Source organism: Roseomonas populi, assembly GCF_024594815.1.
GTDB classification, from domain to species: domain Bacteria; phylum Pseudomonadota; class Alphaproteobacteria; order Acetobacterales; family Acetobacteraceae; genus Roseomonas; species Roseomonas populi.
In genome coordinates this window covers 171,209-186,466 of the sequence record NZ_JANJOU010000003.1, presented here as the reverse complement: position 1 = coordinate 186,466, position 15,258 = coordinate 171,209, and the positions used below count along the sequence as shown (strand labels likewise).

Here is a 15,258-nt window from a genome sequence, read left to right as displayed (position 1 = left end):
TGCCAGGTCTCAGCCGCGGCCTGCGGCTTCGAGATAGGAGAGGTCGATGTAGCGGGAGGGGTCGCGCAGGGCCCGGCGCGGCTCGGCCTGCTCGGAGCGCAGGCGCAGCACCGTCTCGAAGCCCGCAGGATCGATGGAGAGGTCGCGGCGGATGCCGCGGCGCGGGTCCAGCAGCACGGCGGTGGAGCCCTCCGCGATGGCCGGATCCAGGTTGCCGCCGAGACGTTCCCGGAACAGCGCGACGGCCTGCGCGCGGTTCTCCGGCGCCACGATCCAGTCCACGCTGCGCCGCCAGGCGCGGATGAAGCGGACCAGCGTGTCGCGATTCTCCACCGCCCAGGCGCGGCGGGCGTTGCCCGTAACCCCGGCATAGGCACCAAGGGACTCGGCCGCGCGGGCGAGGGGGCGGAAGCCGTCGGCAGCGGCGATCAGGTCCAGCGGCGTGGTGAGGAGGGTGGCGCGGGTGCGGCGCTCCCTCAGCGCGGCCAGGCGGAGGGCGTGGCCGCCGACGCGCTGGAAGGGCGCCTCCTCATCCGGCACGCCGGCGCGGCGCAGCATCTCGCGCAGCGCGAAGGCGTAGCCGGTGGTCAGCGCGTCCACCGCGAAGGGACCGCGGCCGCGCAGATCGGCGACGGAGTTGATGCCGGGCTCGGCCATCAGCGTCAGCACGCCATCGTCGATGCCCATGAAGGCGAAGAAGTCGGAGGGGCCGGGAAGCTGCGCCTCGCCCTGGCCCTCGGCATAGGCGACGACGTTGTCCACGGCCGTGAGCGCGATCTGGTGGCGGCCGTCATAGAGGCCGCGGGCGAGCTCCACGGAGTTCGGGGTGATGGCGAGGGTGACGTTCAGCCCCTCGTCGCGGAAATGCCCGCGCTCCAGCCCCACCCACATCGGCCAGTTGGACGCACCCTGGAAGGCGATGACGGAGAGCGGCGCGCCCTGGGCCCGCGCCGGCCAGAAGGGCAGCAGCGCTGCCGCGGCGACGGTGCCGCCGATAATCCGACGCCTCGACGTCATGGCTCGTTCCTCCTGGCGCGCCCTTCGGGCTGTCACGTGGCGCGCCGGGACGTCTGGCGGCGGCGGGAGATTAGCGACAGGACGCGGGCAGGCAATCAGATTATCGACAAAATTCGCGTCTCGTGATGTCGACACGGGCGATGCCGGGCAGGTTCCGCCGGCCTCCAGGGCTGGCATCACCGCCCCGGCTGGCGTAAGGGCAGCGCCCAACCCCCCGACCTATACGGACGCACCCCGCCATGGGCTTCAACTGCGGCATCGTGGGCCTGCCCAACGTGGGCAAGTCCACCCTTTTCAACGCGCTGACGCAGACGGCCGCCGCCCAGGCCGCCAACTATCCCTTCTGCACCATCGAGCCGAATGTGGGCCGCGTGGCCGTGCCCGACCCGCGGCTGGACGAGCTGGCGCGCATCGGCAAGTCCGCCAAGAAGGTGCCGACGAGCCTGGAGTTCGTGGACATCGCCGGCCTCGTCCGCGGTGCCTCCCGCGGGGAGGGGCTGGGCAACCAGTTCCTGGCGAACATCCGGGAGGTGGACGCCATCGTCCACGTCCTCCGCTGCTTCGAGGACGGGGACATCACCCATGTCGAGGGCAGCGTGGACCCGGTGCGGGACGCGGAGACGGTCGAGACCGAGCTGATGCTGGCGGACCTGGACAGCCTGGAAAAGCGCCTGATCCCCGCGCAGAAGAAGGCGAAGAACGGCGACAAGGAGAGCGCCGCTTTCGTAGCGCTGGCCGAGCCGATCGTCGCCGCTCTCTCCGCCGGCAAGCCCGCCCGCACCGCCGTGCCGAAGGGCGAGGAGACCGCCGCCGCCCGGCTGCAGCTGATGACGACGAAGCCCGTGCTTTACGTCTGCAACGTGGAGGAAGGATCTGCCGCCACGGGCAATGCATTCTCCGCCCGCGTGGAGGAGATGGCGAAGGCGCAGGGCGCCAAGGCCGTCATCGTTTCCGCCGCCATTGAGGCGGAGATCAGCCAGATGGCCGAGGACGACCGGGTGGAGTTCCTGGACAGCCTCGGGCTGAAGGACAGTGGCCTGGATCGGATCATCCGTGCCGGCCACGAGCTGCTGGGCCTGATCACCTACTTCACCGTGGGCCCGAAGGAGGCCCGTGCCTGGACGATCACGAGGGGCACCAAGGCCCCGCAGGCCGCCGCCGTGATCCACAACGACTTCGAGCGCGGCTTCATCGCCTGCGAGACCACCGCCTATGACGACTTCGTCGCGCTCGGCGGGGAGCAGGGGGCGAAGGAGGCCGGGAAGATGCGGGTGGAAGGCAAGGAGTACGTCGTGAAGGACGGCGACATCCTGCTCTTCCGCTTCAACGTCTGACGGGAAGCACGAATCAGAAGGGCCCGGCAGTCTCCCGCCGGGCCCTTCCTCCATCTGCCGGATGGGATGATCTCAGCGCGGCATCACATGGCGGTGGTGGTGATGCCGGGGGCGGCGGTGATGGTGGCGGCGATACGCCACCTCCTGCGTGGCCACGCCCGCCTCGCGCGCGGACGAGACGGAAGCCGTGACGGCACCCGGGGTGACGGCATGGCCCGTGCTGGCCATGCCGGCGAAGGCGGCGACGAAAAACGCACCGAGAATCCAACGCTTTGGGGTCTCATCTTTCTTTGGTGTGTGAAGATGAGCATGGCAGCGTATGTAGCTGCCGTCCCCTAAATTCCCATCCATGCGCCCCTGGTAACGAATCAGGCGGAAGGGGAGGACTCGGATGGCAGGCTCTGGTCCATCGAGAGGGCCGCAACCGCTTCCCGGCACCAGCCCACCACGCGCGCGGGCACGCCAGCCACTGTGGCGCAGGGCGGCACGCTCGCCAGCACCACGCTGCCCGCGCCCACCTTCGCGCCGCGCCCCACCTCGATGTTGCCCAGCACCGTCGCGCCGGCCGAGAGCAGGACGCCGTCCCGCACCTTCGGGTGGCGGTCGCCCCTTTCCTTGCCCGTGCCGCCGAGCGTGACGCCCTGGAGGATGGAGACGTCGTTGCCGATCACCGCCGTCTCCCCCACCACCACGCCCGTCGCGTGGTCGATGAACACGCCGCGCCCCACGGGGACGGCGGGGTGGATGTCCACGCCGAAGACGAGGGCGCAGCGGCTCTGCAGGTAGAGGGCGAGGTCCTGCCGCCCTTCGAGCCAGAGGCCGTGCGCCACGCGGTGCCAGGTCAGGGCGTGGAAGCCCTTGTAGTAGAGGAAGGGCGCCAGCCAGCCGCGCGCGGCGGGATCGCGCCGGCGATTCGCGGCAAGGTCCGCGGCGGCCAGCTCCACCAGGGCCGGGCCGGCCTCCCGCACCAGGTCCTCCAGCCGCTCGGCCGGCATCAGCGTCTCGGCCAGCTTGCGGGCCAGCAGGGCGGCCAGGGCGTGGCGCAGCGATTCGTGGCGCAGCACGGAGAGTTCCAGCAACCCGCGCAGCGCGGGCTCCGCTTCGGCGGCACGGGCGGCCTCGGCCCGCAACGCGGCCCAGAGCGCCTCCTGGCCGGATGGCGGGTCGAACCCGGCCTCGGCCCCCGCGTCGATCTCGAACCGGTCCATCATGCCGCTCCCAGGGGACACGCATCCCATAGCGGGCGCATCCCCGCCTGTCCCTGCACGGTTTTGCGGGGCAGCCTCACATCGGAAGGCGGACGGTGGCGCGCAAGCCGCCCATCGGGCTTTCCCCCAGCGCGATCTCCCCGCCATGGGCGCGGGCGATGTCGCGCGCGATGGCCAGCCCCAGCCCCGTGCCGCCGGCGGAGAAGCTGGCGAAGGGCTTGAAGGCCCCCTCCCGCGTTCCGGCGGGAATGCCCGGGCCATCATCGTCCACATGCACCTCTGCCCAGCCGGGGGTGGGGTGCACGGTCATCGCCACATGGGCGGCGTGGCGGCGGGCATTGTCCAGCAGGTTGCCGAGGCAGCGCCGCAGCGCATCCGCCCGCAGCGGCAGCGTAAGGGAAGGGGGGGCCTCCACCACCACCTCCCCGCCCTCGGCGGGGGCCCGCTCGGCCATCTCCCGCACCAGGGCGACGAGGTCGGTCGGCTCCGGCGCCTCCAGCACCTCCCCGCGCGCGAAGGCGAGATAGGAGGCGACCATGCGCTCCATCTCCTCCACGTCCTGGGTCATCGCCGCCGCGTCCTCCTGGGCGTCCGCGGGCAGCATGGCCAGGCCGAGGCGCAGCCGGGTGAGGGGGGTGCGAAGGTCGTGGCTGATCCCCGCCAGCATCTCCGTGCGCTGCGCGACGAAGCGGCGGATATTGGCGCGCATGCCGTTGAAAGCCGCCCCGGCCTGCCGCACCTCGCTCGCCCCTTCCGGCTTGATGGGCCCGGTGTCGCGCCCCTTGCCGAAGGCTTCGGCCGCCCCGGCAAGGCGGCGCAGGGCCCGGACCTGGTTCTTCATGAACAGCGCCGCCGCGGCGAAGAGCAGGAGGGAGGCGCCGACGAGCCAGATGAAGAAAAGGTAGATCGTGCCCCAGAAGAGCCGCTTCCGTGACGCTTCCACGTGCAGGACGCCGTCCGGCAGGCCGACGCGGATGATCACGCTGCGCGGGTCCGTCTGCCAGTCCGTGTCGAAGGGCAGGCGCACGCGCTCCTTCAGCGCGCGGTCCAGGTCCTCCTCCAGGGGCAGCAGGGGCAGGCTGGCCGGGCGCAAGGCGGGCGGGCCCAGGTCCGCCCCCGGCTCGAAGGCCAGGGACAGGTCCATGCGCCAGGCGGCCTCGCGGAAGATCCAGCCGCGCTCGCCCTCTCCGTCCGCGCCGCGCGGGTAGCGGGTGAGCAGCTCCACCACCATGCCCACGTCGCCCGCTACCCCCGACGCCAGGCGGCGCGAGATGACGTCCAGGTGGGTGCCGTAGAAGATCTGCAGCGCGATGGCCTGGGTGACCACCAGGGGGATCAGGATGATGAGAAGCGCGCGGGCCAGCAGGCCGCGCGGCACCAGAGGGCGCAGCAGGCCGTGCAGCAGGCCGCGCAGGCGCCGCCGCCGCGCCCAGGCCGGCGGGCAGGCGCGCGGCGTCGCCTCGGGCGCCTCGGGCAGTCTCGCCCCGTTCTGTCCGATCTCGGGCGTGCCGATATCCGGTGCCATGGCGGCCCTCCCGGCTTCGATGTGGGTCTTCCCAGGTGCTTTCAGGAGCCGGGGCGCAACACATAGCCCTTGTGGCGCACCGTGTGCAGGAAGCGCGGCTCGCGCGGGTCGGGCTCGATCTTCCGGCGCAGGCGGGTCACGGTCACGTCCACGGCGCGCTCCCCGGCCTCCGGGCTGCCCATGGCGGCGGCGATCTCCTCGCGCGACAGCACCTCGCCCCCGCGCCGTGCCAGGGCGACCAGCAGTGCCGCCTCCCCGCCTGTCAGCCGCGTCACCCCTTCCGGCCCGCGCAGCTCGCCCCGCTCCGCGTCGAACCAGCGCAGGCCGAGCTGCACCGGGGGCAGGGGGGCGGAGGCCGGCGGGGCGGCGCGGCGGAGAATGGTGCGGATCCGCAGCGCCAGCTCCCGCGGGTCGAAGGGCTTGGCCAGGTAGTCGTCCGCCCCGTGCTCGAAGCCGGCGATCCGGTCGTCCGGCGCGCCGGCGGCGGTCAGCATCAGGATCGGCACGTCCTGGCCGTCGCGGCGAAGGCTCTCGGTCAGTTCCAGCCCTGTCTCGCCGGGCATCATCACGTCCAGCACCATCAGGTCGTACTCCATCCCCGCCAAGGCCTGCCGTGCGGCGGCGGCGTCGGCGGCGACGGAGACGCGGAAGCCCTGCTCTGCCAGGAAGCGCTGGAGAAGGGCACGAAGGCGGGCGTCGTCGTCCACCACCAGCAGGTGCGCGGCGTCGCTCAAGGCGCCTTTCCTCCGAGGCCCGGCTTGCCCAGCGGCACGGCGCGGACCGAGGGCCGGTCCGGTGCCCCCAGCCGCTCCATCGCCCGCCGGGCCTCCGGCTCCATCAGCCCGCGCATGACGTGGCGGAAGCCCTCCACCGCCACCGGCCCGGCCTCGCGGTAGGCGCGCGTCACCGTCTCGCGTTGCCGCTCGAAGAGGCGGCGCTCCAGCGCCTCGCCCGCTGGCGTCAGGGAGAGGTGCCGCTGCCGCCGGTCCGCCCGGCCCGGGGCCTGGGCGACGAAGCCTCCCTCCACCAGCGGCGTCAGCACGCGGGAGAGGGACTGCTTGGTGATGGCGAGGATCGAGAGCAGCTCGCCCACCGTCAGCCCGGGGCGGCGGCCGAGGAAGTGCAGCACCCGGTGGTGCGCCCGGCCCATGCCCATCTCGGCCAGGATGGCGTCCGGCCCCGCGGTGAAGTCGCGATAGCCGAAGAAGAGGAGGTCCTGCGCCAGGCGCAGCTCCTCCTCCCTGAGGAAAAGGAGGTTCCGCCCGGCGGCGCCCCCCCGCGTGTCCGCCCCTTCTGACATGGCTGCCCTGCTCCCTGGTTTGGTCAGCGTCATTGACTCAAATATGCCGACCATTTTACGGTTCTTCTGTTGATTGTAAGAAAATTGCTTCGAGGCAGTCATCAACATCCTGAAGAAGGAAACGACCGCTTTGACCCCCTCCTTCGACGACCGCGACGGCTGGATCTGGTTCGACGGCCATTTCGTCCCCTGGCGCGAAGCGCGGCTGCATGTGCTCTCCCATGGCCTCCATTATGCCAGCGCCGTATTCGAGGGCGAGCGCGCCTATGGCGGCCGGATCTTCCGCCTGCGCCAGCACACGGAGCGCCTGTTCAACAGCGCGCGCATCATGGGCTTCGATATCCCCTTCAGCGCGGAGGCGATCGACGCGGCCTGCGAGGAGACGCTTCGCCGGAACGGACTGACGGACGCCTATATCCGCCCCGTTGCCTGGCGCGGATCGGAGCGGCTGGCCGTGTCGGCCCGGGGCGGCGGTACCCATATCGCGATCGCCGCCTGGCCCTGGCCCAACCTGTTCGGGGAGGACCGGATGCGTGGGATCGCCCTGGCGATGGCCCCCTGGCGCCGCCCCTCGCCGGAGACGGCACCGACCGAGGCCAAGGCCAGCGGCCTCTACATGACCGGCACCCTCTCGAAGCACGCCGCGGAGGAGGCGGGCTTCGACGACGCGCTGATGCTGGACTGGAAGGGGGACGTGGCCGAGGCGACGGGGGCCAACGCCTTCTTCGTGTTCGACGGCGAGGTGCACACGCCCGCACCGATCGGCTTCCTCGATGGCATCACCCGGCGCGCGGTGATGGAGCTGGCCCGCGCCTGCCAGATGAAGGTGGTGGAGCGGACCATCGCCCCGGAGGAGATCGGGCGGGCGGAGGAGGTGTTCCTGACCGGCACCGCGGCCGAGGTGACGCCCGTGCGCCGCATCGGCGACCAGGACTTCACCCCCGGGCGGGTCACGGAGACGCTGGTGGCCGGGTATGCCCGCATCGTCCGGATGAATGAGGCGCTGCCGGTCGCCTGAACCGCCCCATCCGGCGCGGGCCGCTCCCCTCGGGGAGCGGCCTTCTCGCATCTCCGCGCTTTGTTGGCTGTACCCGCCTTGCGCCTGCCTGACATGCCGGTAAGACGGGTGACAAGCAGCGCGCCGAAGCCCAATTGGTGCGCGGGAGCCCGGGTCCAGACCCCGGGAGAAACGGAATGACAACGGAAGCAGGTCCAGAAATTGCGTGCCGGGTCATCCCGGCGATGGCGCCCTCCGTGGCTTCGCCCATGGTCCCCATCATGGCCCCCTGCCACAGACCTGCCCCGATCCCCGCCTAAATCCCCCAGCCCGAAGCCGAGAAGCGGAAGACCATGCCCGGAGTGGATATCCTAGCCAGCGCGATGACGGGGGCGAACGCCACCTTCCTCGCGGACCTCTATGCCCGCTGGGTGCAGGCCCCCGACAGCGTGGACCCCTCCTTCGCGGAGCTCTTCGCGGCGCTGAACGACGATGCCCGCGCGGTGCTGGAGGATGCCACCGGCGCTTCCTGGGCCCCGCGCCCCCGCGGCGGCTTCGCGCCGGAGCCGGAGGCGCCCGCCCCCGCCAAGGGCGCGAAGGGCGACAAGGCTGCCGCCCCCGCCGCGGCATCCCCGGCCGCGGCGGTCTCGGCCGACCCGGCCGCCAACCGCCAGCAGGTGGTGGATTCGCTTCGTGCCCTGATGCTGATCCGCGCCTATCGCGTGCGCGGCCACCTGGAGGCGGACCTGGACCCGCTGGGCCTGCAGAAGAAGAAGCTGCACCCGGAGCTGGACCCCAAGACCTACGGCTTCTCGGACGCCGACCTGGACCGGCCGATCTTCATCGACAAGGTGCTGGGCCGCGAGACGGCTACGCTGCGCGAGATCCTGGCGATCCTGAAGGCCAGCTACTGCGGCTCGATCGGCGTCGAGTTCATGCACATCCAGGATCCCGAGCAGAAGGCCTTCATCCAGCAGCGGATCGAGGGCGCGCCCTGGACCAAGGCCCTCAACGCCGAGGGCAAGCGCACCATCCTGGAGCAGCTGACCGCCGCCGAAGGCTTCGAGGCGTACTGCGCGAAGAAGTTCGTGGGCACGAAGCGCTTCGGGCTTGAGGGCGGCGAGAGCACCATCCCCGCCGTGCAGGCCGTGATCTCGGAGGCCGCGAAGAGCGGCGTGAACGAGATCGCCATCGGCATGGCGCATCGCGGCCGTCTCTCCACGCTGGTGAACGTGGTGAAGAAGCCGTTCACCCAGGTCTTCGCCGAGTTCAAGGGCGCCGGCCATGCGGAGGACGTGCAGGGCTCCGGCGACGTGAAGTACCACCTGGGCACCTCCACCGACGTCGAGATCGAGGGCCGCCAAGTCCACCTTTCCCTCCAGCCCAACCCCTCGCACCTCGAGGCGGTGGACCCGGTGGTCGCGGGCAAGGTGCGCGCGCGCCAGGACATGGCGGGCGACACCAAGACCCGCCACTCCGTGATGGGCATCCTGCTCCACGGCGACGCGGCCTTCGCCGGCCAGGGCGTGGTCTATGAGACGATGGCGATGAGCCAGCTCATCGGCTACCGCACCGGCGGCACGGTGCACGTCGTGACGAACAACCAGATCGGCTTCACCACCACCCCGGCCCACGCCTATTCCGGCCTCTACTGCACGGACATCGCGAAGTCCGTCCAGGCGCCGATCCTGCACGTGAACGGGGACGACCCGGAGGCGGTGGTCTTCGCTGCGCGGCTCGTCACCGAGTTCCGGATGCAGTTCGCGACCGACGTGGTGCTGGACATCGTCTGCTACCGCCGCCACGGCCACAACGAGAGCGACGAGCCGGCCTTCACGCAGCCCCTGATGTACGCCCGCATCAAGGAGACGCCGACGACGCGCACGAAGTACGCGCAGAAGCTGGCGGCCGAGGGCAGCGTGCCGGAGGCCGAGGCCAAGGCCATCCAGGACGCCTTCTTCGCGAAGATGGACGAGGCCTTCCAGGCCAGCCAGACCTTCAAGCCGAACAAGGCGGACTGGCTGGAGGGCCACTGGACCGGGCTGAAGGCGCCGGGCAACGACGAGCCCGAGACCGACACCGAGACGGCGGTGCAGACCGAGGTGCTGAAGGAGGTGGGCGCCGCCCTCTCCCGCGTGCCGGAGGGCTTCGGGGCCAACCCGAAGATCCTGCGCCAGCTGGACGCGAAGAAGCAGGCCATCGAGACGGGCGAGGGCATCGACTGGGCGACCGGCGAGGCGCTGGCCTTCGGCACCCTGCTGGTGGAGGGCCACCGTGTCCGCCTCTCGGGCGAGGACGTGCAGCGCGGCACCTTCTCCCAGCGCCACGCCTACCTGATCGATCAGCAGACCCAGGCCGAGTACGTGCCGCTGAACAACATCCGGGAAGGCCAGAAGCGCCTGGAGGCCTTCAACTCCCTCCTCTCGGAGTTCGGGGTGCTGGGCTTCGACTACGGCTACTCCCTGGCGGACCCGCAGACGTTGGTGCTGTGGGAAGGGCAGTTCGGCGACTTCGCCAACGGCGCGCAGGTGATCATCGATCAGTTCATCGCCTCTGCCGAGACGAAGTGGCTGCGCATGTCCGGCCTCGTGATGCTGCTGCCGCACGGCTACGAGGGGCAGGGGCCGGAGCACTCCTCCGCCCGGCTCGAGCGCTACCTCCAGCTCTGCGCGGAGCGGAACATGCGGGTGGGCAACATCACGACCCCCGCGAACTACTTCCACGCCCTGCGGCGCCAGATGAAGGCGAACTACCGCAAGCCGCTGGTGCTGATGACGCCGAAGTCGCTTCTGCGGCACAAGCTGGCCGTCTCCCCGCTCGCCGATTTCGGCCCGGGCAGCCGGTTCCAGACCGTGCTGCCGGAAATCGACACGCTGGTGGCGCCGGAGGAGGTGAAGCGCGTCGTCCTCTGCACGGGCAAGGTCTACTACGACCTTCTGCAGGAGCGCCGGGACAAGGGCGTGAAGGACGTGGCGATCATCCGGGTTGAGCAGCTCTATCCCTTCCCCGCGATCTCCCTGCCCAAGGTCCTGGCGCCCTACAAGAACGCCGAGGTCGTGTGGTGCCAGGAGGAGCCTGAGAACATGGGCGCCTGGACCTACATCGACCGCAAGATCGAGGGCACGCTGAAGATCGTGGGCGGGAAGGCCACGCGGCCGGGCTATGTCGGCCGCCCGGCCGCCGCCAGCCCCGCGACGGGGCTTGCCAAGGTCCACGCGCAGCAGCAGGAAGCGCTCGTTCGCCAGGCGCTCGGTTTGGGCTGAGCGGGTTGGGCTGAGGAAAGACAGATGACCGAGATCCTGGTGCCCACCCTGGGCGAGAGCGTTTCCACGGCCACGGTGGCCCGCTGGCTGAAGAAGGTGGGCGAGTCCGTCGCGGCCGACGAGCCGCTGGTTGAGCTGGAGACGGACAAGGTGACGGTGGAGGTGAACGCCCCCTCCGCCGGCACCATCGAGAGCATCTCCGCCGATGAGGGCGCCGAGGTCGAGGTCGGCGGCCTGCTCGGCACGCTCGGTGCCGGCGCCGGTGCGCCGGCGGCCAAGCCCGCCGCTCCCGCGGCGGCCGCCCCTGCCGCCTCTCCGAAGGTGGAGGAGCCCAAGCCTGTCGTTGGCCCGGTTTCCCGCCCCGGCGGCGCGGAGCCGACGAGCGCGACCTCCTCCCACGCCCCGCTGCCCGCCGCCGCCAAGATGATGGCGGAGAAGGGCGTCTCGGCCGAGCAGATCGGTGCGGGTTCCGCCAAGGACGGCCGCATCGCCAAGGGTGACGTGCTGGAGTTCCTCTCCCGCCCGGCCGCCCCGGCGGCGGCCCCCGCCGCGAAGGCTGCCCCGCGCGCGGCCGAGGCCGGCGAGGAGCGGGTGAAGATGACCCGCCTGCGCCTGACCATCGCGCGGCGGCTGAAGGAGGCGCAGAACACCGCCGCCATGCTCACCACCTTCAACGAGGTGGACATGACGAACGCGATGGCGCTCCGCTCCGAGTACAAGGACGCCTTCGAGAAGAAGCACGGTGTGAAGCTCGGCTTCATGTCCTTCTTCGTGAAGGCCTGCGTGGCCGCCCTGCAGGAGTTCCCGGCCGTGAACGCCGAGATCGCCGGGGACGAGATCATCTACAAGCAGTTCGTGAACATGGGCATCGCGGTGGGCGGGCCCTCCGGCCTCGTCGTGCCCGTGCTGCGCAACACGCAGGACATGTCCTTTGCGGACATTGAGAAGGCGATCGGCGACTTCGGCAAGCGCGTCCGCGCCGGCCAGCTGAAGCTTGAGGAGATGGCGGGCGGCAGCTTCACCATCACCAATGGCGGCATCTACGGCAGCCTGATGTCCACCCCGATCCTGAACCCGCCCCAGTCCGGCATCCTCGGGATGCACGCGATCAAGGAGCGGCCGATGGTGGTGGGCGGCAAGATCGAGATCCGCCCGATGATGTACATCGCCCTGTCCTACGACCACCGGATCGTGGACGGGAAGGAGGCGGTGTCCTTCCTCGTGCGCGTGAAGGAGAGCGTGGAGGACGCGCGGCGCCTGCTGCTCGGCCTCTGATCGCCTCGGAGACGAAGGCCTGGCGCGCCGGAGGGGAGACCCTCCGGCGCGCTTCGCGTTTCAGGTGCCGGCCGAGCGGGGCCGGAGCGGCACGAAGATATCCGTCAGCCATTCCGAGGGCGGCAGCTGCCGCGGGTTGTTCAGCGCCTCGTCCATCGGCGGCGCCCCGGCGGGCTCCTCTCCGCTGCGGGGCAGCCAGTCCCGGTAGATGGCGTCGTAGCCGCGGCCCAGTTCGGAATAGGGCCCCTTGAAGCGAAGCGTGGCCACCCGTTGCGCCGGCAGGTCACGAATGAGGACCGGCCCCTCGGCCTTCACCTCTTCCGGCACGGTCAGCCCGGCCTCCGAGAGCCACTCTTCCATCGGGACTGCCGTGGGATCGCTGAGGTAGCGGCCGAAGAACCGCGTTCCCGGCCTGGCCAGCCCGCGCGGCCTTGCCCAGCCCAGCAGGGTCTCGAAGGCCTGCCCGATCCGGCTGTAGTCGCCGCGATGCGGGACCACCGCCAGCCGCAGGGGTGGCAGCTCCCGGATGGTCACCTCCGGCATAACCTCTCCTCCCTCATTCCGGGCTGCGGCCGGGGCAACCCTGCCAGCCCCGATTTGCCCGTGTCAGCACCCTTCAATCGGGGGCCCTGGCCTGCTACCTGCCACGCGAAGATCATTGCAGGACCTCCACGCCATGGCCGACTCCTTCGACCTCATCGTGATCGGCGCCGGCCCCGGCGGCTATGTTTGCGCCGTCCGCGCGGCCCAGCTCGGCATGAAGGTGGCCTGCGTGGAGAAGCGGGAGACGCTGGGCGGCACCTGCCTCAACATCGGCTGCATCCCCTCCAAGGCGCTGCTGCAGTCCTCCGAGAACTTCGAGGAGATCGCCCACAAGTTCGCCGACCACGGCATCACGGTGGAGGGCGTGAAGCTCGACCTCGCCCGGATGCAGGCGCGCAAGGGCGAGGTGGTGACGGCCAACACCAAGGGCGTCGAGTTCCTCTTCAAGAAGAACAAGGTCACCTGGCTCAAGGGCGAGGGGAAGATCCTCGGCCAGGGCAAGGTGGAAGTGGCCGGCACCACCTATGAGACGAAGAGCATCGTCATCGCCACGGGCAGCGAGAGCGTGCCGCTGCGCGGCGTCGAGGTGGACGAGAAGCAGGTTGTCACCTCCACCGGCGCGCTGGAGCTGCCGGCAGTGCCGAAGCACCTGGTGGTCATCGGCGCCGGCGTGATCGGGCTGGAGCTGGGCAGCGTGTGGCGCCGCCTGGGCGCCGAGGTGACGGTGATCGAGTTCCTCGACCGCATCCTGCCGGGCATGGACAACGAGGTCGCCAAGCAGTTCGAGCGCGTGCTGAGCAAGCAGGGCTTCAAGTTCAAGCTCGGCCACAAGGTGACGGGCGCGACGAAGTCCGAGGCTGGCGTCACCCTCTCCGTCGAGCCCGCCAAGGGCGGCGAGGCGCAGAGCATCGAGGCCGACGTGGTGCTGGTGGCCATCGGCCGCCGCGCCTATGTGGAGGGCCTGGGCCTTGAGGCCGCGGGCGTCGCGCTGGATGACCGCGGCCGGGTGAAGACCGACCACCACTTCGCCACCAACGTGCCGGGCATCTACGCGATCGGCGACGTGATCGTCGGCCCGATGCTGGCCCACAAGGCCGAGGACGAGGGCGTGGCGATCGCCGAGATCCTGGCCGGCCAGCATGGCCACGTGAACTACGCAGCCATCCCCGGCGTGGTCTACACCTGGCCCGAGGTGGCCGCGGTGGGCGCGACCGAGGAGGAACTGAAGGCCGCGGGTGTCGCCTACAAGGTCGGCAAGTTCCCCTTCACCGCCAATGGCCGCGCCCGCGCCATGGGTGACACGGACGGCTTCGCCAAGATCCTGGCCGACAAGACCACGGACCGCGTGCTGGGCGCCCATATCCTCGGCCCCGATGCCGGCGCCCTGATCGCGGAGATGGTCACGGCGATGGAGTTCGGCGCCAGCGCCGAGGACGTGGCCCGCATCTGCCACGCCCACCCGACGCTGAGCGAGGCGGTGAAGGAAGCTGCCCTGGCCGTGGACGGCCGCGCCATCCACATCTGAGATCCGGCCGCGCGCCCGGCGTGATCCCGACTTGATCCGCCCGGCGCGCGGGCCATCTGGCGGTGGATGGATGACAAAACCTCCACCTTCATTGCCCTGAAGCCCCGGCCTGGCCGGAAGGCGCTGGGCTGGTTCTTCATTGTCCTGGGCGTGCTGGGCCTCATCCTGCCCTTCCTGCAGGGCTTCCTCTTCCTCGCGCTCGGCGTTTTCGTGCTGCGGGACCAGTATGTCTGGGCCGCCGATCGCTGGGCCTGGGTCACCGGGCGCTGGCCCGGAGCCGTCTCAAAAATTGAGTCATTAGAGGCTTCCGTGAACGCACGGATGGCCGGATGGGGCCTTCGCGTCCGGCGGGCGATTGGACGGGGTTGAAATCGCTGGCTTCTGCCGGTGTTGCGCGCCGTGACACGGCTTGTCGCCATTGGTGTGACCGATCGCAGAAATAGAGAGCGTGCCCGTTCCCTGATTGCCCCACTCCCGGCATGGTTCCCCTACCGGTCATGCAACGACCAGGAGGACCAAGATGAGCGAACCGACCAAGACCCCCGTTGACGCCAAGTCCCTCGACAAGGTGGTCGGCGGCAGCGGCTCCTACCTCAAGGGCACCGAGGGAGCCGACAGCGTCCAGGGCACCGCCGGGGCGGACCTGATCATGACCTATGGCGGCAACGACTACGTCCAGGGCGGCGGCGGAAGCGACAACATCCAGGCGGGCGCCGGGAACGACGCCGTTCTGGCCGGTGATGGCGACGACTACGTCAATGCCGATGCCGGCGACGACTACGTGGAGGGCAATGCCGGGAACGACGTGCTCTACGGCGGCGACGGCCAGGACGCTCTGGTCGGCGGCACGGGCAACGACAACATCAACGGCGGCGCCGGCGTGGACTTCGTTGATGGCGGCGATGGCAACGACACGCTGATGGGCAGTTCCGTCCCGGATCACGTGGCGGACTCGGCCTTCGGCGGGGCCGGCAACGACCTCTATGCCTGGCAGCCCGGGAGCGGGAACGACTACTTCGAGGGCGGCCAGGGCCAGGACAGCGTCGCTCTGATGGGCGTCAGCATGGACCAGCTCCGCGGCGGGCTGCAGGTCTATGACCAGGGCCTGCAGATGCATGTGGCCGGCGACAACTCGGTGAGCTTCACCAACGCCGCCGGGCAGCCCGCGACCTTCAGCGGCCAGTTCTCCATCGGCGGGGAGACGCTGCGCTTCGACAACGTGGAGGCGATCCGCCTCTACTGACGGTGTGAGAGGCGCCGCCCACCCTGGT

At 70.4% G+C, this 15,258-nt stretch carries 13 protein-coding genes; 7 read left to right on the top strand and 6 right to left on the bottom strand.

Annotation, left to right across the window (positions count from 1 at the left end; translation table 11 throughout):
* Positions 1–9: 9 nt before the first annotated feature.
* Positions 10–1,017 (bottom strand): ABC transporter substrate-binding protein, encoded by a 1,008-nt coding sequence (locus tag NRP21_RS06105; RefSeq protein ID WP_257715284.1) that lies wholly within the window; start codon positions 1,015–1,017, stop codon positions 10–12.
* A 239-nt stretch (positions 1,018–1,256) separates the two neighbouring features.
* Here NRP21_RS06105 and ychF point away from each other — a divergent pair, with 239 nt between their 5' ends.
* Positions 1,257–2,351, top strand: a complete 1,095-nt coding sequence (ychF, locus tag NRP21_RS06100) for a redox-regulated ATPase YchF (protein ID WP_257715283.1) — start codon at positions 1,257–1,259, stop codon at positions 2,349–2,351.
* Between the two features lie 368 nt (positions 2,352–2,719).
* Here the strand turns inward: ychF and cysE are convergent, their stop codons facing one another.
* From cysE to NRP21_RS06080, 4 genes are all read right to left on the bottom strand, one after another.
* The gene (cysE, locus tag NRP21_RS06095; RefSeq protein ID WP_257715282.1) at positions 2,720–3,562 is read right to left on the bottom strand and encodes a serine O-acetyltransferase; all 843 of its coding nucleotides are present in this window, start codon (positions 3,560–3,562) and stop codon (positions 2,720–2,722) included.
* A gap of 73 nt (positions 3,563–3,635) precedes the next feature.
* Positions 3,636–5,084 carry an ATP-binding protein gene (locus tag NRP21_RS06090; protein ID WP_257715281.1) on the bottom strand — a complete coding sequence of 483 codons (1,449 nt, stop codon included), beginning with the start codon at positions 5,082–5,084 and terminating at the stop codon, positions 3,636–3,638.
* A gap of 41 nt (positions 5,085–5,125) precedes the next feature.
* A complete protein-coding gene (locus NRP21_RS06085) occupies positions 5,126–5,818 on the bottom strand; it encodes a response regulator (protein WP_257715280.1) in 693 nt (230 codons plus the stop codon).
* On the bottom strand, positions 5,815–6,384 hold the full coding sequence (locus NRP21_RS06080; protein ID WP_257715279.1) for a MarR family winged helix-turn-helix transcriptional regulator: 570 nt from the start codon (positions 6,382–6,384) through the stop codon (positions 5,815–5,817). Before NRP21_RS06080 ends, NRP21_RS06085 begins: the two co-directional genes overlap by 4 nt.
* Before the next feature lie 130 nt (positions 6,385–6,514).
* Between NRP21_RS06080 and NRP21_RS06075 the strand changes: the two genes are divergently transcribed.
* From NRP21_RS06075 to odhB, 3 genes are all read left to right on the top strand, one after another.
* Positions 6,515–7,402: a branched-chain amino acid aminotransferase gene (locus NRP21_RS06075; RefSeq protein ID WP_257715278.1), complete on the top strand. Its 888-nt coding sequence runs from the start codon at positions 6,515–6,517 to the stop codon at positions 7,400–7,402.
* A gap of 332 nt (positions 7,403–7,734) precedes the next feature.
* Complete coding sequence (locus tag NRP21_RS06070) at positions 7,735–10,644, top strand: 2-oxoglutarate dehydrogenase E1 component (RefSeq protein ID WP_257715277.1); 2,910 nt, start codon at positions 7,735–7,737, stop codon at positions 10,642–10,644.
* 24 nt (positions 10,645–10,668) lie between these two features.
* Positions 10,669–11,919 (top strand): 2-oxoglutarate dehydrogenase complex dihydrolipoyllysine-residue succinyltransferase, encoded by a 1,251-nt coding sequence (gene odhB / locus NRP21_RS06065; RefSeq protein ID WP_257715276.1) that lies wholly within the window; start codon positions 10,669–10,671, stop codon positions 11,917–11,919.
* 60 nt (positions 11,920–11,979) lie between these two features.
* Here odhB and NRP21_RS06060 read toward each other — a convergent pair whose 3' ends face one another.
* Positions 11,980–12,462: an AraC family transcriptional regulator gene (locus NRP21_RS06060; RefSeq protein ID WP_257715275.1), complete on the bottom strand. Its 483-nt coding sequence runs from the start codon at positions 12,460–12,462 to the stop codon at positions 11,980–11,982.
* 133 nt (positions 12,463–12,595) lie between these two features.
* Here NRP21_RS06060 and lpdA point away from each other — a divergent pair, with 133 nt between their 5' ends.
* The 3 genes from lpdA to NRP21_RS06045 all read left to right on the top strand — a co-directional run bounded on the left by lpdA (position 12,596) and on the right by NRP21_RS06045 (position 15,230).
* Positions 12,596–13,987: a dihydrolipoyl dehydrogenase gene (gene lpdA / locus NRP21_RS06055; protein WP_257715274.1), complete on the top strand. Its 1,392-nt coding sequence runs from the start codon at positions 12,596–12,598 to the stop codon at positions 13,985–13,987.
* A gap of 66 nt (positions 13,988–14,053) precedes the next feature.
* Positions 14,054–14,356, top strand: a complete 303-nt coding sequence (locus NRP21_RS06050) for a PGPGW domain-containing protein (RefSeq protein WP_257715273.1) — start codon at positions 14,054–14,056, stop codon at positions 14,354–14,356.
* A 151-nt stretch (positions 14,357–14,507) separates the two neighbouring features.
* Positions 14,508–15,230, top strand: coding sequence for a calcium-binding protein (locus NRP21_RS06045; RefSeq protein WP_257715272.1), 723 nt, complete (start codon positions 14,508–14,510; stop codon positions 15,228–15,230).
* Positions 15,231–15,258: the final 28 nt, after the last annotated feature.